Source organism: Streptomyces sp. H39-C1 (genome assembly GCF_027158125.1).
Lineage (GTDB): Bacteria > Actinomycetota > Actinomycetes > Streptomycetales > Streptomycetaceae > Actinacidiphila > Actinacidiphila fildesensis.
In genome coordinates this window covers 15,618-34,715 of record NZ_JAPVLS010000044.1, presented here as the reverse complement: position 1 = coordinate 34,715, position 19,098 = coordinate 15,618, and the positions used below count along the sequence as shown (strand labels likewise).

Genomic DNA, 19,098 nt, shown 5'->3' with positions numbered 1-19,098 from the left:
GGTGCACCCGTGATCAGGTCGGGAAGGGCTGGCCTAGCTGCGGGAGAAGTCCACGACCAGGGCTGTCGCGTTGTCAGGGGCGTCCTCTGGCCCGGCGGCCTTCAGCGCGTCGGCGACGCACATCGTGGCCGCGTCCTTGGCGTCGGTGGCGAGGTCGAGGATGTCGCCGACTTCGCGCCCGCGCCGCTCCAGCGGGGCGTGGACGCCGTCGGTGCACAGCAGCAGTCGGCGGGCGTACTTCCGCTCGACCACTCCCGCCGTGATGGAGCCGCGCATCAGGCAGGAGGTGATGAAGTCCCGGTCGTACGGGCCGGGGGTTCGGCCCCGGGACCGCTGCTCCTCGGCGAAGTTGTGGTCACGGGTGAGCGGTACCGCCGTGCCGATCGGGGTGAGCCGGTAGGCCCGCGCGTCGCCGCACCAGGCGAAGCGGATGAGCGGCGAGCGGTGGTCTGCCACGGCGACGACCGCAACGGCGCTGGGGTCGGTCGCGGGGTCGAAGCCCCAGCGGCTTTCGTTGCGGGCCTCGATGCGCGCTGCCGCGAGGGCGCGGGCGGGATCGCAGTACAGGGCTGCGACGCGGGCGACGCGCGGTGCGAACTTCTGGGCGAAGCGGCGGGCTTCGGGGGTATCGCCGACGCCATCGAGCACGGCGAAGGCCCAGCGACCGCTGCCCTTGTCGCGCTTGACGGCGTAGGCGTCGCACTGGTGGGCGCGCCCGCCGCGATGCTGCGCCACGCTCACGTCCGGCGCCACGGCGAACGTGCCGGACAGCAGGCCGGCGGCGCGGCGCACGGCGTCGGCGCTCAGCGCGGGCAGCGGGGTGAAGTCGCCGGTGCGGTCGGCGGGGCCGGTGATGACAACGGGCCCACGCAGGACGGGCGGGCGGCTTCCGCTGGTGACGCTCATCCATGCTTGTCCGGCGACGTTGTTGACCGTCTCCCTGTTCTGCCCGACGTGGACGACGGCCCTGCGGCCAAGCGGGTAGGCGCGTGCGCCGTGGACGTAGAAGCGGATGCAGCGCAGTTGGTCGGGCCGGTGAGAGTCGAGCATGATCTCGTCGACTTGACCGTCGGGCTGGACGAGCAGCGCGGGGGTTGTGGCGATCACTGGAGCGGTCCAATCGTGCGCGGGGCTAGACCCCGGGGGTTCGACGGCAAAGGGATGGCGATGTCGCGGGCGTCTGGCAGCGGGTGGACGTAGAAGTAGCCGGGCGGATGGGTGCGGAGGTTGGCCAGCCGGGCGAGGAAGGACACGTCGCCGATGAGGGGGCCCCACGCTGCGCCCGGCTTCTGGAGCAGGTCGAACTGAAGGAGGAGCCGCCCGTCGTCGCCGTGCAGACGCCACAGGGCGTACTCCCCGGGGCCGTCGGTCTGGGTGGCGATGATCGTCTTGATGCGCGGCTCGATCCCGGCCGCGGTCGCGCAGAGGCGTCTCAGCACCGCCCGTGAAAGGTCGCGGGTGGCCAGGCAGACCTGGCGGTCCGCGATCGGACAGGGGTCGATGGGTGTCACGTGTGTCCTCCTTGGCATAGGGCTGCCCGGCGGCCGGGATACCGGCCGCCGGGCAGGCGGGTCGAGCTATCAGGCCAGGCGGGTGCGCATCGCGATCAGGGCGCTGATTGCGATGTCGAGGTCAACTCCGTGCTCACCACCTGCGAGGTTGTCCGCGAACGGGGCCGCGAGGGCGACCATCGCTGACAGCACCTCCTGAGGCACGAGGGAGGCCAGCATTTCGGTGTCCATGCCGTGCGCGTTGGCGTTCAGGCCGTCGGCGAAGGAGGCTGCAACCAGCTCGGTCAGGGCGCCCGCCTGCGCAGACTGAAGGCTGGCGCCGTAGGCCGAAACCTGGGTGCGAACGGCCTCGGTGGTGATGTCGATGGTCTTCATTGGGTACCTCTCGGGCTTGCGAGCCGGGCCTTTCCCGTCCCTCTTATGGTTCTATTCTATATGCATTAGGGGGGTTTGCAAGATTTCGGGTGCTTTTTCTTTCCTGGAGACCGAGCTATTTCCGCAGCTCAGCGGCGGTTTCGTCCGTCGCCAGCTCCCTTACATGGAGGACGAGGCGCGAACCGCTGACCACATGTCCGATCCTCATGTCCGGCCCGACGACTCGCGTGTGATCGTCGTCCTCCAGGACGCCCTGGTCCACGAGTCCGTCCACGCACGCCTTGAAGCTCGGGTACCAGTTGGCCGGATCGCGGCGCCCTCGGTCGTCGGGGTGCAGCACGCCGATGATGTGGGCCCTCTCCAGAACGGGCAGTTCCCGCGAAGCCGCCCAGGCCGCGCGCCGCAGAACCCTGGTGATGTCCGCGCGGCGGAGGTGGTGAAGCCGCTGGTTGGAGTTGAGGAGCAGCAGCCGCGGGGACAATGCCACACGGAAGCGGCGCCCCGGCATCCCGTCGAACCAGTCAGTCGGCTCAGGCGCAGGCTGCTGGAGCTGGAGCGTCGTGGGCGGCGGGCCGGAAGCCAGGGGGGCGTCCTCTGGCGCGTATCCGCTCTTGCGCCTGGTCCCCGCTCCGGTGACAGCCGTGGGGTGAAGGCTGGAGGCGAGGATGAGGCGCTGGCGGGCCCCGGTGGCCGCGTCGGCGACCAGGGCGCGCATGTCCCCTTCCTCGTACCGAACGATGCGGATGCGAGCACTGTCCTGCGGGTGGCAGGCCGCGAAGAAGCGGCCGTTTCGTATGTGGCTCATGGGCGTTCCCGGTTCACCAGCGTGACCATGGTGGGCTCGGTGGCGACGATCCTCAGCACGCCGGCGCGGGCGAGTCGCAGCGCGAGGGAGGCAACCCGCCCTCTCGGGTGGTTGGCGAACCCTGCGCAGATGGCGGGGGCTTCCGTCCCGAGCGTCTGATGGCAGACGATGTGCCCTTCGTCAGCCACGGCCTTCTTGACCATGTTCGCGACTCGGCCGGGTGCCAGGTTCATGAGGTTGCCCGGCCGGAAGATGCACGTGGTGCAGCGGTCGCCGCATACCCGGACGCTCCAGGTCGCCGGGTCCGCGACGTCATCGCGCAGCCTGTCGGCCGAGCCCGTGGCAGCACCGTTCACCGGTGGGCCCCCGTGGTGGCCGCGATCACGGCTTCTCCGGTCGCCGCCAGGAGCGTGTGCATGCACGCAGGCCACAGGTCTGGGTCGCTGGAGGTGTACGCGGCCTGGTAAAGCGCCACCGCCGTGTCCTTGTCGTTGTTGAGGGAGGCGGCGAGGAAGCGGGCGGCGAACAGATGGTGCGGGGGGACGATGTCCTCCGGACGCAGGTCGCCTACGGTCCGAATGCCCCAGAAGCAGGCGTGGGAGCGGGGGCCGTGCATCTTCGTCAGCGCCGCCGTGGCGATGGTGGCGATACCGCAGGCGACCCCGTACATCATCGACGGCGTCTGCGTCTCCGCCAGCGTGGCGAGGATCTGCGCGGACTCCTCATGGCGTCCCTCCACCCAGCTTCCGACCGCCTCCCAGACCTGGTCGGCTATCTCCTCGTGCATCAGCACACCTTTCCGTTCGTCATGTCGTAGCGGGGTATCGGGCCGCCCCGGGTTTCTCCCGGGGCGGCCACGGCTAGAAGGTCAGGTGCGGGGGGTCTTGGGGGCCTTCTTGATGGCGCTGCCCTCGTCCGGGAGCTGCTTGGTGCCGTCGACCAGGGCCTTGAAGGAGGCTCCGGCGCGGAAGCGGACCGCGCGGGTGGCCTCCACCTGTACGCGCAGTCCGGTCTGCGGGTTGCGCGCGAGCCGCGCCGGACGCGCCACGGGTTCGATCGAGCCGAAGCCGGTCACGCTGACCCTCTTCCCTTCGGCCACTGCGCGGACGATCGAGTCGAAGACGGCTTCCACTGCCTCTGCGGCGACGGTCCGGGAGCCGATCTTGGCGGCGACGTCCTCGATGAGGAGCTGCTTGTTCATGGTTTTCCCTGCTGTGAGTTGGGGTGAGGAACGTGGCCGAGGTCAGGCGGCGGACTCGTCGAGCGCCAGGGCCCAGTGGTTGGCGGCTCGGGGAACCGCTCGGGCGACATAGGCGACGGCCTCCACGGGGATGTCCGCGTAGCTGCCGTAGGTGCGGCGGCACAGGTTGCCCTGGGCGGTGGTGACCGGATTGGTGTGCGAATCCGCGTCGTTGCTGCCGATCAAGTGCGCCCACCGCTCGTAGACGCCCTCCTGGGGCTGGTGCATGTGCAGCCGGACACCCATGCCGTACTCCACGCCGTCATGGAAGTTCGCTGCGAACTCGATGCCGGGCGCGGGCAGATCCGGGTTGAGCTGCGCGATGAGCGCCACGGCCGCGACCGGGCCGAGCAATTCGCGCATGGGTCGTTGGTCGGTCATGCGTCCTACTCCTTCGGGGGATCAGGCGACGTCGGGCAGTTCGAGCTGCTGTGCGTCCGGGTCGTCCTCGTCGTCCAGCGGGTTGGGCCCAGGGATGTAGAAGGGCTCGCAGTTGGGGCACTGCTGCTCCACAGCGCGGCGATGGGCGCGTGATCCGGCGGCGGTTCCGCACGACTTGCGGATGACCGCCGACGGCAGCTCGGATGGGTCGGCGTCCGGCAGGGCGTGAACTACGACGCCGTTGAGCCAGATCCGACCGCCGCAGACGCCGTCGAAGTCGCTCTTGGCGGGCAGTACCTGCCGGATGCAGGCGGCTCGGTAGGGACAGCCGCCGCAGACGTAGAGGACGGGTTCGCAGATGGCGACCAGGTCTTTGCCGGTCTTCCACCGGTTGTCGGCCACGGCGAAGTCGGTATCGCCCCAGCACGGCGCGTGCTCGGTGACGTGCGTGCCTGCCAGGGCGCTGCGAGATCCGGTCACAGGACGGGCTCCAATCGCTGGCCTATCCACCGCGCGACGTTGACGGAGACGGCGTTGCCCGCCTGCATGGTCTGTTCCGCCTGATTGCCGTAGACGACGTACTTCCCGGGGAACCGCTGGCCTTCGAGCTGCTCGCGGGGCTTGAGCATGCGGAAGTAGCAGTCGGCGATGTCCGGCGCGGAGCGGACCAGGGCGGCCGAGTCGCGGGTGGACAGGGTGTGTACGGGTTCGGCGGCGGTCTTGACCGCGGCCTTGCGGTACGGCACGACGAGGGTGTTCCTCGCCCGCTCGGGCACTCGGCCGGCGTGGGTGACCAGGCCGTGGTGGTTGCCCTGTGCGGTGACCCCGCTCAGCGGGTTGCTCGCGGGGCTGGCGGTGGCGTGGTTCCGGAACTCGACGATGAACGGGTTGACCGTCAGGAGGGCTTCGCTCTCGCGGGTGGTGCGAGTGCGCAGGGGCACGTCGACGGGGACTGCGTCGGTGTTCCACGAGCCGCCGGTCGGCACCAGGAGGGCGTCACCCTGCTTGGCCGTACGGGTCGGCAGGGGCCGGTCCTCGACGGCGTACGCGCGGTCACCGCCCTCCTTGCCGTGGGTGAGGGTGATCGAGCTGGGGCGGTACGGGAACTTGATGAGGCCCGCGCGGATGCGGTCCATCGTGGTTTCCACGAGGGGCTTCTTGCGGTCGCCGATGCGCGTGCCGAGGTCGTCCCAGTTGATGATGTCGCTGGCCGGGCGGACGTACGGCTCAACCATGGCGTGGCGGCACCGGCTGTTGGGGCAGCGGTAGATGTAGTCGCGCCGGTACTTCCCGATCCGTACGCCTTCGACGTTCCACGCCTGAACCGCGTGCACGTCTTCGCCGCAGTCCACGCAGGGCGCGAGCGGCCTGGGTGCCAGGTCCGGCTTGCGCATGGTCTTGAGGGTGAAGACCACGTACATCCGGTCGCGCCACTGCGGGGCGCGCAAGTTGACGTCGTCGCCGATGTGGGCGCTGCTGACGCACACGATCTGGTACTGGTAGCCGAGCAGTTCCATCGCTTCGAGCCATTTCGGGAACAGAATCCAGTCGAGGCCGAACTCGACGACGTTCTCGACGACGATGGCCTTGAACCGCTTGGCCTCGGCTGCCCGGACGACACACCAGCCGGTGACCCGGGTGCGTTCGAAGGCATCCTTGGTCAGGGCCTCCCAGTCTTCGCCCTCGTCGATCAGGTCGAGCAGGTTCATCTGGTTGGTCTCGCGCCGCCGCCCGCCCGCGGGGCTGATCTCAGTGCAGATGACCGAGGCCCACAGGACGTCGGCGTTGGGCAGGTAGCGCATCGGGAAGCCGGAGATGTCGATGCAGGCGTGATCGGCGTTGCGGTGGTTGGCGGCGTGCGTGTCGATGGCGAGCTGCCAGTGGTTGATCCCGAGGATCAGTTCGTATCCGGCTTCAACGAGGCCGGTGCTGCTGCCGCCTGCGCCGCACAGCAGGTCTATGACTGTGGCCATGGTGGTGGTCGTTCTCCAAGAGGTCTGCGAAGCCCGGCCCCGCGTGCGCGGGGCCGGGCGGCGGCCGGGATCAGTACGTGCGGAAGCCGCTGTGGGTCCGGGCTCGGCGCAGGAACGCCGTCCAGCGCCCCCACGTCGGATCGCCGACGGGCATCTCGGCGATGTCCGCGTGTGGGTGGGCCTCGTAGGCGGTCAGCGCGGCACTGATCTCCGCGACGGTGACGAGGAAGCCGTCGTTGTTCGCGAGCTTGAAGGTGGGGATGCCGGTCGGCTCGGCCTCCGCAGCGTCCATGACCGCCTGGTACGCGGCCCGGTACTCGGCTATGCGGTTGGCCGTTGCCTGATCAGGCTGGGTGCCGTGCTGGAAGTCCTCCACCGCCAGGCCGTAGGCGGAAAGAGCTGGGGCGGACGGGACGGGCAGCTCGGTGAGCATGCCGAAGTTGTTCATTGCGTCGAGCGTTCGCGGCATCGCGAACCACCCGAAGTGGAAGCAGTTCTCGTTGCCTTCGGCGAGTGTGCCGTCAAGGTTCTGGACGTACATCTGGAATCCCACGGGTTGTTCTCCAAGAGGTCTGTGACCGTCCGGCCCGGGGCGGGCGGGCCGGACGGTGTTCAGCGGTGGGCGGCGTGTCGGTGGTGCTGCTGGCCGCAGGTGGTGCACCTCGGAAGCCGCTCGCGGGCCTCCCAGCGCAGTTCGTCGACGACGAGCACGGCGAGGCCGGCGGCGACGCCGAGGGCGAGCGCGAGCAGCGCGAACGTGGCGGTCATCGCGTCACCTCGTCGCGGGCCGGGCAGGGCTGCATGAGCTGAAGGCAGGCGATGAACACGGCGTGGGCGTCGTTGGTCTTGAGCGCGTTGTCCAGCGCGGCCTGAGCGCGGGCCCGCTCCTCGTCGTTCTGCACGTGGGCGATCACGCAGGCGCACGGGCGCTTGGCGGCCTCCTCGGCCGCGCTCGGCTGCTCCGCTTCCGCGCCGGACATCAGGCGCTCACCTGGCCGACGTGGGCGAGGTAGACGGTGACGATCTCGCCGCTCAGCTCCCAGATGGTCAGCGGCCAGTCGGTGCCGCCCTGTTCGTGGATGCACCGCCAGCCGCGCTCGGTCAGCTCGTGGGTGGCGTAGCCGTACTCCTTGACCGCCGCGTGCCGGTCGTCGAAGGGGCCCTGGACGAGCTTGCTGATGCGCCGGTGGTCCTTGGTCACGCCGTCGACCTGGACGGACATGAGGTCGATCAGCTTGGGCGCGAGACGCCGCTCGGTGACGAAGGTAGCGATCGTCTGGACGAGGGGGACGACGTTGTTGCCGTGTTGCGAGTGCTCGCCGTCTTCGGTGGAGTTGTAGACCATCTCGTCGATGGTCGGGTTGTCCTCGTGTGCGCGCCTGACGTGCCAGCCCTCGACCTCGGTGGGGTCGACGGGCAGTTCCTCGACCGAGGCGATCCACAGGTGCGATCCGTCGGTGAGCTGCGCGGTGATGCCGAACATGCCGCCGCTGATCTCGACGTCCGCGACGAGCGGGATACGTCGCAGCGCGGTGATGACCGGCTCGTAGGCGTTCCACAACTTGCGCCACAGCGGGTCGTCTGTGTTGCCGTGCACGGGCATCGGGGCCATCTGCGCGAGGTGATTGCTCACGGGTCTATCTCCAAGAGGTCTTGTGCCGCTCAACAGTACAGAGTTGGGATCTATTTAGGAACGGGTTGAAACGCCTCGGCTAGCAGGCGGGGGGCCTCCGGCGCTCCTCTCGCACCCCTCGGGCGATGGCGGTCAGGGCCGCCAGTTGGTCGGCGCGCTGCTGGGCCGCGTCGCCGATGCGCCGCGCATGATGGGCGAGACTGCGCGCCTGCATGAGGGCGTGGTGGTTGTCGCGGGGGTCGAGGTGTATCTCCGCGCCGCCGATCTCGTGGATGAGCTCGGTGACGATCGCGTCCCGCATGTGCTCGGCGTGGCCAAGACCGTCGAGATCGCGCTCCCGCTCGGCCCGGTCCTTGAGGTCGGCGATCTCGATCAGCATGTCGCCGACGCCCTCGGGGTCCTCGCGGTATAGATCGGCAAGGGCGCTGATCTGTTCGTGAGCGGCGGCGCTGCCGTCGAGCGCGATCGCGCCATTGTGTGCGCGGCGAAGGGTGGGCAGGTAGCTCATGTCGTCCTTCCGGAATCGAGGGGGCCCTTCCCCCTCTTCTTGGGTCTATTCTATATGCAATACCAGGGATGTCCAGATTCCTGGTGAAATATTCGTTCGGGTGCCTAAGTTTTTTGCTGCCTGCGGCTCTTGGACTCAAGCAGCGCCTCGCGAACAGCCCTGCGGGCGGACTCCACCGACTCCGGCCGCTCCTCGACCTGCTGGCGGCGACTGGCCGCGTCCTCGTGCCAGTCGTCCCAGAACCGCCCGTGCGCCTGGTGCTCCGCCACCTTCGCCTCCTCCCGCTCCTTCTGGCGCCCTGCGCGCGGGTTGGTACCGCACGCACGGCAGGAGGCAGCAGGACGGCCCTGATGGCGCACGCAGCCCTTGTTCGGCTCTTCCTCGCGGTCTGGCTTCGGGGTGTCCGTCGGAGCGGGAGCAGGTTCCCCTACGGCGTCAGCCGTGGGGGTAGGGGGGAAAGGAAGGACAGAGGAAGGACCAAGGAAGGAAGGGGTTCCATCGCTGGAACCCAGTGGGTTCCCCCCGTGGAACTCATCGGGTTCCACCGGTGGAACCCGGCCCTCTTCTGCCTCCGGGTTCCCCCCGTGGAACCCTGTCTCTGAACCAGGGTTCCCCGCGTGGAACCCTGCCTCCACCTGCGGTTTCTGGGCCCTCTGCTGTCGTTCGGCCTCGCGCGCTTCGACGTCCTGATACGTCATCGCAGGCTTGGCGGGAGCTGAACGCGCCACTCCGGAGCGGGCCTTGCGGGGGTTCTTGGGGGCGGCCCTACGGGCTTCCGCCGCCGCCTTGAGGTCCGGGGTGGTGGGCGTGGGTGGCACGCCGAGAGGGAAGACGCGGTAGACCGCAGATCGGCCCGCCTTGCCGATCTCGACGCGCTCGACGAGGCCCTTGGCTATCAGCTCCGTGACGATGGTGATGGCGCGCTTGTCGGTCACACCGACCCAGGCGGCAAGGCGGGTCAGGCCGGGCCGCGCGAGACGCGTCTCGTCGTCGGCGCTGTCGGCGATCTTCATGAGGGCAAGCTTCTGGCTCTGGCTGAGCACGTCAGGCGGCAGATACGCCGCGGCGATCATGAGTTGGATGGACACGGTTCCCCTTGGGCGGTACGAGCGTGGCGGCAGGACGGGGCGCCCCGCCCGTGGTTCACGGGCGGGGCTGAGGAGTTAGGGATTCCGGGTCAGGCAGGCCCGACGTTGATGATCGGGGCCGTCTTTTTGCCGGTCTTCCGCCGTGGGACGGGCAGCCCGGCCGCCTTGAGGTTCTTGACCATGCGATCGGAGTCCGGCTTCATCGGCACGGGGATGCCGGCGACCTCGTGGAGGTCGACCATCGCCTCCACGTCGTCCTTCTCCTCGTCGTTCCCGCCACGCCAGGACAGCTTGTTGGGCCCGTAGACCCCAGCCGGGGACTGGTCCAGCTTCTTGCGCGCGAACTTCTTGATTCGGTCGCCCTCACCCGCGAGTTCGTGTCCCTTCACGTAGTCGATGAGCGCCTGCTCGCGGTCGGCGTCGTTGTGGATCAGCGCCGTCTGTTCCGGCACGCCCGGGGCTGTGCCCGGCCAGCACAGCGAGCGGAAGGGGCAGTAGTCGCAGATGGCGTCGAGGCCAGGTCCGTTGAAGTCGCGCGGCATCTCTTCGGGGTCGCCGGTCTCGCGCACGCGCTCCACCCACCACTGGGCCTCGGCCGCCCGCTGAGGATCGAAGTCGATCTCCTGGATGTGCTCCGCGCCGCTGTCACGGTTGATGAAGCGGAAGCGAATGCGGCCGATGTCCAGTGCTCCCAGGCGGGACAGGTACCGCTGGCCGGGCACGTCTTCGAACCCCACCTCGTGCAGCGCGCCCGCGTACAGGTAGACCTGGCGCAGCTCGGCCGCCGTCGCCCCGTAGCGGAGGACGCGGTCCCACAGGTAGGTGGACTTCGTCTTCACGTCCTCCACCGTGAGTACGTCCGCCGGTATCACCGGTCTGTGCCGGGCTGGCAGGCGGGCGGCTGTCGTCGCGTCGAGCTGGACGACATCGACGTGCCCCCGGATCAGGTCGTCCTGGACGCTGCGTTCCACGAGCCATCCGTACTCCGTACGCGCCGACTCCAGCAGGCCGTAGTGGATGAAGGTTCCGAGGATCGCGGCGCGCTTGTCGGCATGGTCGGTCGGTGTGACGCCGTGCAGGATGTACGCGGCGCGGCGGCCGCACACGGTGTCGGATGCACCGAGCTGGGTTTGCAGCGAACGGGGACGCCGGGCGTCGACGTCATGGGCCGCGTCCCAGATCGAGGGCGCGATCCCGTCGGCGATGGTGGCTACGGACATGCGAGTTCTCCAAGAGATGGGTGTGAACCGGTCACTGCTCGGCGTCTGCGTCCTGCTCGGCGGCCTTCCGCTTGGCGGCGGCGCGGAGCTTGTCGGCGTCGGTCAGTGGGCCTTCACCCATCTCCGAGCGCGGGTTGTCCAGTTCGGCGGCCCGCTGCTCAGCGGCGGCCCGGATGGTGGCGATCTCCTCCCGGTCGAGCCGGTTGACCGGGTCCGGGACAGCGCGCCAGAGCGCACCGAGGGCTTCCTTGTCGTTCAGCGCCGCGATGCGGATCAGCCACGGCTGGACCGAATCCCCGGCAAGCGCGGGCATGACGCGCGGTTGCGATTCGATGGAGCAGCCGAGGCCGTTGAAGACCAGGTCTTCGATGTTGAAGTCCCGCACGGTGAGCGGCTTCCGCTGCTCCACGCGCATGCGGAGGGAGCGGACCTTCACGATCTGGGGGTCGGCGTCGCGCTTCATGCGCACCCAGCAGGTGGAGTCGAAGCCCAGGTCCTTCTGGGCCGAGACCTTCCACTCCGTCTGGTTCTGGATCGGCTGGCCGTTGTCGTCGGTGGCGCTGACCTGTTTGCCACGGGCCAGGACGATGGCGATTCCGGGGAGGGTACGCAGCAGGTAGATGATCCTGTTCCAACGCTCCAAGGCGTCGTTCCACAGGTTCCGGCCGACGTCGAAGGGCGCGTCGGGGTCTTCCTGGAGCAACTTGCGGTTCTTCCGCGTCCTGCGGCCCCGCTCATACGTCCAGTTGGTCAGCATCCGCCACAGAGCAGATCCCGAGTCGATGGTCAGGACGACCGGCGGCTCTCCGGCCGCCGCCGCACGCCGGGCTTCGGCGTGTACGGCCTCGACCTGTTCGAGGATGTCCCGGTAGGTGCCGTCGTGTTCGATGATCAGGTAGTTCGCGCCCTCGATCGCCGCGTACTCGTCGGCAGACCCCTCGTCGAGGTCGATCCAGTACATCTGGCCGATGCGCTCAGAGGCGGAGAACTGGGCCGCCGAGTAGGTCTTGCCGGCGCCCTCTTCACCCTCGATGAGGATCAGCGGCCACGGCACAATGCCGGTCGGCTTACGGGTCTTGAGCTTGATGGCGGGCGGCTTGGCGGTGCCCGCGGGTGTGGTCACGATCTGGCTCCAAGAGGTCGTGGTCAGTCCGCGCGCAGAGCGCGGACTTCAAAGAGGGGGGACCACTCCGGGTGCTCGGCCAGCAGGAGCCGGACGTACCGGGAGCGGTAGTCGTTGTTCAGCGCGAACTCGTCACCCCGGGTCGCCGCGCCGTACTGGTAGCGCAGGAGCTCGAAGAGCATCCCGATGCCGATGCGGCCGAACCCCTTCTCCGCGCAGTCGGCGGTCATCCGGGCCAGCGCCCTGAGAACCCAGGGGTTGAGCACGTGGAACGCCTCGAACCGCTGCTGGATGGTCAGGTCGCCGACGTCGGCGGGGTGGCGAACGGGCTTGATGGTGCCGAACAACGGCGGCTGGTCGATCAGCAAGGCTCTCCCCCTCAGAGATAGTAGGAACACTCTGGAGTGTTGGAATCTATCTCTGGGTAAGAGGAATGTCGATCGACAACACCGTCCGACCGCACCCGGCGGCCCTCTGCAATTCCGCATCTCACCCCCGGTCGAATAGCGCGCACCCTCTCTGGGTACGCTTCTATTCTATATGCAAATAGGGGTTAGATCAAGAACAAGTCACCTACTGGGAAGGCTAGTTGGGGGTTTGGCGCGCAGCCTTGCCGCGCGGCACGATCTTGGCGCCGGGACCGTCGTACGTCCCAGCGCGGAGTGCAGCCAGAACCCGTTCGTCGACCGCCCAGTCCACCCCGCGGGCTCCGGCCTGGAGTGCGGGCACATCTTCCACCACGGGCTCCAGGAGCCAGATCGGCGATCCGGACAGCGTGTAGTCGGCCGGACGGAAGCGGCCCGTACCTACGGCCTTCCTCAGCAGGGCCCCGGACGGCAACTGGAACAGCGCCACCAGCTCGGCTTGCCCTACGAGCGGCGGAAGCTGGTCGACCTGCCCCACCCAGTAACCCGGGTCCTGCTCCTTGACCAGCGCGGCAAGCGCGACCTCGTTGACGTACTTCGTACGCGGGGTGGTCTGGCCGAAGCCCTTCACGAACTGGAGCAGCCAGTAAGGCGATCCGCTGATGATCTTGGCGTGCTGGTAGTCGAGCGTGTGGTCACGGCTGATCCACTGGCTCACTTGGAGCCGCTTCACGTCGTACAGCGCCGCGAACTCGGCACCGCCAGCCATGTAGGGCTTCCTCGCTGTCGAGTTCTCCTCGCCTGCCACTTCATCGCCTTCCGGTCACGGAACGTCTGCACATAGATTGTAACCAGTAGTAGATATAGAAACCCGGCGTCTCTCCCCAGACTTGGTAATGTCGGTTTCTCCAAGAGGTCGAAGGTCCTCGCCGCACGCCCGGCGAGGGCCTTCTCCTTTGCTCTGGAGGATCTGGAGCCTGCTGCGGTTCAGACAATCATCGGTCTGGGTGCTCCAGGTTGGCGCATCAGACCGCGTGAGCAGCCCCTAGATGATCACGGTTTCCGTACTTCGTTCCACGTGGCGGGGAACGTTCGCTCAGTGAATGATGGTGTAGGAGTTCCAGCCGGTGCCCATTTTGTATGGGGCCTTGAAGGGTGCTGCGGGGTTTCCGGTGCCCTGGTGGAGCCAGAGGTCGCCGTTGCGGTCGCGGGTGATGAGGTCGGGGTGGTCGTCGGCGGTGAGGTCGCGGATGCCGGCGAAGGCGGTGTAGGCGCTCCAGTTTCCGGCAACCCGGATGCGGTTGGGGTCGAGGGTTTTCGCGGGGTTGCCGGTGCTCTTGTGGATCCACAGGGTGCCGTTGGCGTCGCGGCCGAGGATGTCGGGGTGGCCGTCGCCGGTGATGTCGCCGACACCGGTGATCATGTTGTAGATGTTCCAGCCCGCGGTGATCGGGATGCGGTTGGGGTCGAAGGGCTTGGCCGGGTTGCCGGTGCTTTTGTGGATCCACAGGCCGCCGTTGCGGTCCCGGCCGGCCAGGTCGGGGTGACCGTCGCCGGTGACGTCGCCGACGCCGACGATGGTGTTGTAGATGTTCCAGCCCTTGCTGATGGGAATTCGTGCGGGGTTCAGGGGGCTGCTGGGATTGCCGGTGGCGCGGTGGAGCCACAGGGTGCCGGTCGCGTCCAGGCCGACGAGGTCGCCGGTGCCGTCGGCGCGCTGGCCGTTGAGGCTGGTAACAGTGTTGTAGACGTGCCAGCCCTTGCTGATCATCCGGCGGGGCTGGAAGAGGCTGCCGGGGTTGCCGGTGCCCTCGTAGTTCCACATGGTGCCCGCGCCGTCGATCGCGAACCGGTTCCACCGCAAGGTGGCGGGCACCGGGCCCGCGGTGAGCTGGAAGCTCAGCGGCTGGCTGGAGAACAGACGGCCTGACAGGTCGCGGTTCTCCAGTGTGGCGGTGAGCGGGCCTGCGGGCAGGCCCCAAACTGCGGTGAATGCCAGGAATTGGTCTCGCAGCGGGTTGGTGCTGTCCCAGTGGGTGGCGGCAAGGTCGAGGCTGACGGATCCGTCGGCGCCGATGGTCCAGGCCCGTGGGGAGAAAGTGTTGGTTTCCTGGTATGGGGAGTAGGCGACGTGCAGGCTGTCGGCGACCTGGCGGGCGGTGTATCCGGCGGCGGCGAGCTGCTGGGGGGTGAAGATCACGCGCGCTGTCGTGGTGGCCGGCGGCGTGGTCATCCCCATCGACTGCTGGATCGAGACGACGAGCGGGCCGCTCGCTCCTGTGGTCAGCGGCACCGGGGAGGTGGATTGCCACTGCGAGCCCGGACCGAGCCAGGACGTGGTGAATCCGGGGTGCTGGACGCGCAGGAACTCGGACCGGGATCCGGCGATCGCCTTGTTGGTGGCACCGTCGACGAGTACGGCCTGTACATCTTCGAGGCTGTGGGCTGCGTAGCCGGCGCCGATGTGGAGATGGATTTCCCCGGCTGCGAGGGTGCCGCCGGGGATGGTGTTGTTGTTGCTGTCGGCCGCGCCGATGTCGACGAACCAGCTGTTCTCCGAACGATTCCGGAACGGAAGCTCCTGGCCGCTGTCGTCGGTGATGTGGAGTTCGTCGGTGCCGCTGTTGACGATCAGGCTGACATAGGTGTCGGCGGTTGGCGGGTTCGCGACGGTGAGCGTGGTGTCCGTGGCGGGGCCGTAGATGTCGATCGCGTTGGCGATGTTGAGGGCGATCGACGGAGCCGGCGGTGTGTCGTCGGCGGTGGCCACCTGCAGCGGCACCGCGCTGATTGCTGTTGCCAGCGCGACGGTGAGCGCGGCGCGGTAGCGCGGGGTGATGCGCACGGGGGTGTCCTCCGGGAGGGTTGTCCAGTGATGAGCAGAGGTAGCTGGGAGCTGCCGGTGGCCGAAACGTCGAGCCACCGGCAGCTCTTCTCGATCCGGCCAAGGTTCAGCCGGTCGGCGGTCCGGTGCACCATGGCTGGATCGGACCGCTGTGATCGCTTAGATGATCACCGTTTGACCGCCCCAGCTGTCGCCGACGTGGTATCGGCTTCCGAAGGTGCTGGTGCCCGTGTTACCGGTGTTGGGGTATGCGTAGAGTCCGTTGTCGGCAGCACTGCGGGCGAGGATGTCGAGCTTGCCGTCGCTGTCGATGTCGCTGAGGCTGATGGCGCTGGTGCCACTCCATCCGGTGCCGATCAGGTAGCGGGTTCCGAAAGTGCTGGTGCCGGTGCCGCCGGTGTTGGGGTAGACGTACTGGTTTCCGGCCGTGTCCACGGACAGGATGTCGGTCTTGCCGTCACCGTTGATGTCACCGAGCCGGATGACGGACTGGCCGCCCCAGCTGTCTCCTACCTTGTAGGGCGAACCGAAGGTACTGGTGCCGGTGCCGCCGGCGTTGGGGTAGACCCACAGGCTGCTGTCGGAAGTGGTGCGGGCGAGGATGTCGACCTTGCCGTCACCGTTGACGTCGCCGACCATGATGATGTTCTTGCCGCCCCACCCGACCCCGACCTCGTAGCGGGTTCCGAAGGTGTTGGTGCCGGTGCCGCCGGTGTTGGGGTAGACCCACAGGGTGCTGTCTGAGGCCATCCGGGCGAGAAGGTCGGGCCGGCTGTCGCCGTTGATGTCACCGACGTTGATCGAGTTCACACCGTCCCAACTGGTGCCGGTGAGGAATCGGTTGGTGAAGCTGGCGGTCTTGGTATCGCTGGTACCGGCGTAGATGTACTGATTGCCCGCGGTGTCGACGGCGAGGATGTCGGCCTGGCCGTCGCCGGTGATGTCGCCCTGGGGGTTGAGCGTCTGGACCCGAAGGGGCGTGGCCAGCGGGCCGGCGGTGCTGCCAGCGTAGTAGTAGAGGTCCTTGACCGGCTGGTTGTCGGTGGCCCACAGGTCGGGCTTGCCATCGGCGTTGGAGTCACCGGCGGAGGAGATCTGCGGATGCGCGGCAGCGGTCCACCCGCTGGCGGCAATCACGCTCTTGGCCGCAGGATCCGACCCGGCGGGTGCGCCCTCGGTGCCGGTGTAGAGGGAGAGCTCACCACCGGTGTTGTCACGGGCCCACAGGGCCGGGTGACCGTTCTTCACACCACCGTAGACCAAGGTCTTTCCCTGCCAGCCGGTAGCGGCGAGCTGGATGGGAGTGTCGAACGAGCCGGCCGCGAAGGTACCGGGAACCCACCACAGGGCGCCGTCACCGGTCGTCACCCACAAATTGGGATAATCGCCCACCGCGTACCCGGAGTCGTCCGCGGTGACCGCGGTGACCTGGGACCAGTCGAAGGTGGTGTCCGGGCTGAGTAGCGCATCCTTAGGGGCAATGCCGGGGGTGTCACTGTCCCTCCGCGCGAAGCTGGGGAGCGGTTCGGCGTCGCCGTTGCCGTAGTAGATATGAGCCTGGCCATCGGCGGTGATCGCGAGGACGTCCTGCTCGCCCCAGCTGCGGAAGCCGCCGATGGCGAGTTTGGCGCCGGAGAAGCCGCCGCCGGTGCTGATCTTCAGCGGGGTGCTGAGTGTGCCGTTGCCGTTGCCGGTGTACAGGCGCACATCGCCGTCGGGGCCGGGGGTGACGAGGTCGGGCTTGCTATCGCCGGTGAAGTCGCCGGTGGGATCGGCGAGGGTGGGCCGGGCTGTGGTGAAGGCGTAGGTGTTGGCCGGTGACTCATTGCCGGCCGCATCCACGGCGTACACGTAGAGCACGTCGTAGAGGAAACCCACGGGGGTCAGTGGGAGTGGAGTGTCAGCACCGGCCGCAGCCGCATCGCGGAAATGTGGCGGGTCAACGGTGGGGGGCGGGGTGCCCCAGCCGTAGACGTAGCGGACGACGTCGGTGGCGGGCTTGTTGGTCGCCGCGTCCACCGGCGCGTGGACCACGAAGTTGGCCTCCGTCCGCGCCGGCCAGCTGCCAGGATGATCGTCGATGTCCGTGGACGTGATGGTGGGCGCCCCGGGCGCAGAGGCATCGACCGCGAAGTGGCAGGTAGAGGTGGGAGAGAGGTACTTGCCGTCGTCTGCCTGCACCGTCCAGGTATAGGTTCCCGTCGGCAGGTAGCCGGTGTTCCACGTCACGGTGCCGCTGCCGGTGACCGTGTTCGACGGTTCAGCCGACGCGGGCCCTGTGCCCCCGGCCGGGTAGACAATCTTGCCCGTGCCGTCCTTGCCGATCAGGGTGAACTTCCCCTGGATGGCCGCGCCTTGGTCGGCGTCGGTGAGGTTGCCGTTCAGACTCACGGTCGTGTGCCCGATGGTGGTGCCGCCCGCGCACGGGGTGGTCGGGCTGGTGCTGGGGGAGGAGACGGCGGGCACCGTGTCATATGAGACGTCCACCGTGGGGTTGTTGGCGAATCGGCGGAAGTTGAGCTTCTCCGATTCGTCGGTTGCGAACATCCCCAGGGGCACGGACGGCCAGGCCGCCGGTTTGGCGGTAGCGGCTTGGATGAAGGCGTTGGTGACGTTGAAGCCCTGGGAAGGGTTGGTAGTGCACGTGCTGCCGAAGGGCTTGGTGTCCTGCACGGTCTTCAGTTCAGGCCGATTGCTCCAGGACGTCGAGCTGCCGATGGCGCCGGTGAGTCGGACCTGGACATTGGACGTGCGATCGCAGTCGAGACTGGCGGCGTACACCTCCTTGACCTTGAAGGTGGCGTTGATGATTCTCGCCGAGGCGTTCGTGAGGCGGGAGTCCAGCTTGAACTGGAAGAAAGCCTCCTCGAGTCCCGTGCATCCGCTGTAGGCGTTGAGCCCCACACCTGGGGTGTCATACGGGGCGGTGGAGGAGTTCAGCGCGTTCTTGTCCGGGCACCCTTGCTGGATCTCGTCATAGGCCTGCTTGGGGTCGGTTGCGTAATTGGGGTTCCACGCCGGGTCGATGTAGACCGGGTAGTGCGTGCCCGGGCCGCGCAGCACGGTGCTGTCCGGAGTCAGTGTGAGCTTGCCCGCGGAGACGGCGGCGGGAATCTGCGCGGTCTGCGCCCCGGGGCCGGGACCGTCATCCGAGGCCGGGTCGTTGGAGCCGGGGACGGCGGTCGCCGTCGGTGACGAGCTGGGGGTATCGGTGACGCTCGCGCGGGAGGCCTTCGACGTCGCGGACGAGGGCGAGGCGGTCGGGCTGGTGCTGGCAGGTGCCAGGCTGCTGGAGTCCCACATCATGGCGGTGGGTGAGGTGAAGAACGCGGCGCCTGTCGGATCGGTGGCCTTGAGATTGCCCGCCTTGTCGCCCGAGACGCTCAAGCCGACTGCGGTGGTCCCCAGGGTGAGAGTGGCGAGCTTGGGATTGGCCGCGGCGGCGGAGTTCTTGACCACGAGGACTTCGGAGAAGCCGCCCAGTGGGCTGACGGTCGCCTGCAGGTCGACGCCGGGCAAGACCTCGGCGTAGGTGGCGGTGCTGCCCGCGAGGGTCGGCTTGGGCAGCGTGCCGGGCCAGGAGATCGCCAGTTGCTTCCCGTAGGACGTCAGGGACGCCAAGGGTCCCGAGCCGCCGCCGGACAGTGTGATCGCCGACGGAACGGCTGCCGGGGTGATTCGGCCGTCGGAGGTGGTGTGCAGGGCCGGATCAACGGCCTTCCAGGAGCCGTCTTGCTTGACCCGAGTCGGGTACAACGACTGAGTCAAGGTCAGCGAACCGGACGGATCGGCGGCTACCGTCTCGGTCGGCGTGGTGAGGGCCGGGATGTCGACCGGCTTGCCGGTCCGTTTGGCTTGCGCTGTGGCTGCGGCAGCTGCTGTGGCCGGGTTGGTCGCTGACGCATCGGCCGCGGTGTCGGCGCGGGCCGGTGTCGGTGCTACCAGCGGGATCCCCAGGCCCGCGGCGAGCAGTGTGGCGGCAACTGCGGCTCCCAAGCCGCGAGATGGTAGCCCGCCGCGTTGCCGCGGCC

At 68.2% G+C, this 19,098-nt stretch carries 22 protein-coding genes; all 22 read right to left on the bottom strand.

Features of this window, described 5'->3' with window-relative positions:
- Nucleotides 1-33: 33 nt before the first annotated feature.
- Complete coding sequence (locus tag O3W51_RS26725; protein WP_269287531.1) at nt 34-1,107, bottom strand: PP2C family protein-serine/threonine phosphatase; 1,074 nt, start codon at nt 1,105-1,107, stop codon at nt 34-36.
- Nucleotides 1,104-1,511 (bottom strand): hypothetical protein, encoded by a 408-nt coding sequence (locus tag O3W51_RS26720; protein ID WP_269287530.1) that lies wholly within the window; start codon nt 1,509-1,511, stop codon nt 1,104-1,106. The genes O3W51_RS26725 and O3W51_RS26720 overlap by 4 nt, the downstream gene beginning before the upstream one ends.
- 69 nt (nt 1,512-1,580) lie before the next feature.
- Nucleotides 1,581-1,886: a hypothetical protein gene (locus tag O3W51_RS26715; RefSeq protein WP_269287528.1), complete on the bottom strand. Its 306-nt coding sequence runs from the start codon at nt 1,884-1,886 to the stop codon at nt 1,581-1,583.
- Nucleotides 1,887-2,001: 115 nt separating this feature from the next.
- On the bottom strand, nt 2,002-2,691 hold the full coding sequence (locus O3W51_RS26710; RefSeq protein WP_269287526.1) for a hypothetical protein: 690 nt from the start codon (nt 2,689-2,691) through the stop codon (nt 2,002-2,004).
- On the bottom strand, nt 2,688-3,047 hold the full coding sequence (locus tag O3W51_RS26705; RefSeq protein WP_269287525.1) for a hypothetical protein: 360 nt from the start codon (nt 3,045-3,047) through the stop codon (nt 2,688-2,690). Before O3W51_RS26705 ends, O3W51_RS26710 begins: the two co-directional genes overlap by 4 nt.
- Nucleotides 3,044-3,478: a hypothetical protein gene (locus O3W51_RS26700; protein WP_269287524.1), complete on the bottom strand. Its 435-nt coding sequence runs from the start codon at nt 3,476-3,478 to the stop codon at nt 3,044-3,046. The genes O3W51_RS26705 and O3W51_RS26700 overlap by 4 nt, the downstream gene beginning before the upstream one ends.
- Before the next feature lie 81 nt (nt 3,479-3,559).
- Nucleotides 3,560-3,892, bottom strand: a complete 333-nt coding sequence (locus tag O3W51_RS26695) for an HU family DNA-binding protein (protein ID WP_443048342.1) — start codon at nt 3,890-3,892, stop codon at nt 3,560-3,562.
- Nucleotides 3,893-3,934: 42 nt separating this feature from the next.
- On the bottom strand, nt 3,935-4,312 hold the full coding sequence (locus O3W51_RS26690) for a hypothetical protein (RefSeq protein ID WP_269287523.1): 378 nt from the start codon (nt 4,310-4,312) through the stop codon (nt 3,935-3,937).
- Between the two features lie 21 nt (nt 4,313-4,333).
- Nucleotides 4,334-4,792, bottom strand: a complete 459-nt coding sequence (locus O3W51_RS26685) for a hypothetical protein (protein ID WP_269287522.1) — start codon at nt 4,790-4,792, stop codon at nt 4,334-4,336.
- Nucleotides 4,789-6,285 carry a DNA cytosine methyltransferase gene (locus O3W51_RS26680; RefSeq protein WP_269287521.1) on the bottom strand — a complete coding sequence of 499 codons (1,497 nt, stop codon included), beginning with the start codon at nt 6,283-6,285 and terminating at the stop codon, nt 4,789-4,791. Before O3W51_RS26680 ends, O3W51_RS26685 begins: the two co-directional genes overlap by 4 nt.
- A 70-nt stretch (nt 6,286-6,355) precedes the next feature.
- A complete protein-coding gene (locus O3W51_RS26675; protein WP_269287520.1) occupies nt 6,356-6,838 on the bottom strand; it encodes a hypothetical protein in 483 nt (160 codons plus the stop codon).
- Between the two features lie 59 nt (nt 6,839-6,897).
- On the bottom strand, nt 6,898-7,053 hold the full coding sequence (locus O3W51_RS26670) for a hypothetical protein (RefSeq protein ID WP_269287519.1): 156 nt from the start codon (nt 7,051-7,053) through the stop codon (nt 6,898-6,900).
- The gene (locus tag O3W51_RS26665; protein WP_269287518.1) at nt 7,050-7,265 is read right to left on the bottom strand and encodes a hypothetical protein; all 216 of its coding nucleotides are present in this window, start codon (nt 7,263-7,265) and stop codon (nt 7,050-7,052) included. The genes O3W51_RS26670 and O3W51_RS26665 overlap by 4 nt, the downstream gene beginning before the upstream one ends.
- A complete protein-coding gene (locus O3W51_RS26660) occupies nt 7,265-7,918 on the bottom strand; it encodes a hypothetical protein (RefSeq protein WP_269287517.1) in 654 nt (217 codons plus the stop codon). Before O3W51_RS26660 ends, O3W51_RS26665 begins: the two co-directional genes overlap by 1 nt.
- 79 nt (nt 7,919-7,997) lie before the next feature.
- Nucleotides 7,998-8,426, bottom strand: coding sequence for a hypothetical protein (locus O3W51_RS26655; RefSeq protein WP_269287516.1), 429 nt, complete (start codon nt 8,424-8,426; stop codon nt 7,998-8,000).
- 104 nt (nt 8,427-8,530) lie between these two features.
- Nucleotides 8,531-9,499, bottom strand: a complete 969-nt coding sequence (locus tag O3W51_RS26650) for a helix-turn-helix domain-containing protein (protein ID WP_269287515.1) — start codon at nt 9,497-9,499, stop codon at nt 8,531-8,533.
- A 104-nt stretch (nt 9,500-9,603) separates the two neighbouring features.
- On the bottom strand, nt 9,604-10,734 hold the full coding sequence (locus O3W51_RS26645; protein ID WP_269287514.1) for a PD-(D/E)XK nuclease family protein: 1,131 nt from the start codon (nt 10,732-10,734) through the stop codon (nt 9,604-9,606).
- A gap of 31 nt (nt 10,735-10,765) precedes the next feature.
- Nucleotides 10,766-11,857 carry an AAA family ATPase gene (locus O3W51_RS26640; RefSeq protein WP_269287512.1) on the bottom strand — a complete coding sequence of 364 codons (1,092 nt, stop codon included), beginning with the start codon at nt 11,855-11,857 and terminating at the stop codon, nt 10,766-10,768.
- A 23-nt stretch (nt 11,858-11,880) separates the two neighbouring features.
- Nucleotides 11,881-12,225: a hypothetical protein gene (locus O3W51_RS26635; RefSeq protein WP_269287510.1), complete on the bottom strand. Its 345-nt coding sequence runs from the start codon at nt 12,223-12,225 to the stop codon at nt 11,881-11,883.
- Between the two features lie 217 nt (nt 12,226-12,442).
- Nucleotides 12,443-12,991 carry a hypothetical protein gene (locus O3W51_RS26630; protein WP_269287509.1) on the bottom strand — a complete coding sequence of 183 codons (549 nt, stop codon included), beginning with the start codon at nt 12,989-12,991 and terminating at the stop codon, nt 12,443-12,445.
- 327 nt (nt 12,992-13,318) lie between these two features.
- Entirely contained in the window at nt 13,319-15,067 is a 1,749-nt protein-coding gene (locus O3W51_RS26625; protein WP_269287508.1) for an FG-GAP repeat domain-containing protein, read from the bottom strand.
- Nucleotides 15,068-15,226: 159 nt separating this feature from the next.
- Nucleotides 15,227-19,063: an FG-GAP repeat domain-containing protein gene (locus O3W51_RS26620; RefSeq protein ID WP_269287506.1), complete on the bottom strand. Its 3,837-nt coding sequence runs from the start codon at nt 19,061-19,063 to the stop codon at nt 15,227-15,229.
- Nucleotides 19,064-19,098: the final 35 nt, after the last annotated feature.

Bases quoted from the DNA above. Each gene is read 5' to 3' on its own strand.
- O3W51_RS26715 (WP_269287528.1), bottom strand. From the start codon at position 1,886: ATGAAGACCATCGACATCACCACCGAGGCCGTTCGCACCCAGGTTTCG.
- O3W51_RS26710 (WP_269287526.1), bottom strand. From the start codon at position 2,691: ATGAGCCACATACGAAACGGCCGCTTCTTCGCGGCCTGCCACCCGCAG.
- O3W51_RS26700 (WP_269287524.1), bottom strand. From the start codon at position 3,478: ATGCACGAGGAGATAGCCGACCAGGTCTGGGAGGCGGTCGGAAGCTGG.
- O3W51_RS26695 (WP_443048342.1), bottom strand. From the start codon at position 3,892: ATGAACAAGCAGCTCCTCATCGAGGACGTCGCCGCCAAGATCGGCTCC.
- O3W51_RS26690 (WP_269287523.1), bottom strand. From the start codon at position 4,312: ATGACCGACCAACGACCCATGCGCGAATTGCTCGGCCCGGTCGCGGCC.
- O3W51_RS26680 (WP_269287521.1), bottom strand. From the start codon at position 6,285: ATGGCCACAGTCATAGACCTGCTGTGCGGCGCAGGCGGCAGCAGCACC.
- O3W51_RS26670 (WP_269287519.1), bottom strand. From the start codon at position 7,053: ATGACCGCCACGTTCGCGCTGCTCGCGCTCGCCCTCGGCGTCGCCGCC.
- O3W51_RS26665 (WP_269287518.1), bottom strand. From the start codon at position 7,265: ATGTCCGGCGCGGAAGCGGAGCAGCCGAGCGCGGCCGAGGAGGCCGCC.
- O3W51_RS26655 (WP_269287516.1), bottom strand. From the start codon at position 8,426: ATGAGCTACCTGCCCACCCTTCGCCGCGCACACAATGGCGCGATCGCG.
- O3W51_RS26650 (WP_269287515.1), bottom strand. From the start codon at position 9,499: ATGATCGCCGCGGCGTATCTGCCGCCTGACGTGCTCAGCCAGAGCCAG.
- O3W51_RS26645 (WP_269287514.1), bottom strand. From the start codon at position 10,734: ATGTCCGTAGCCACCATCGCCGACGGGATCGCGCCCTCGATCTGGGAC.
- O3W51_RS26630 (WP_269287509.1), bottom strand. From the start codon at position 12,991: ATGGCTGGCGGTGCCGAGTTCGCGGCGCTGTACGACGTGAAGCGGCTC.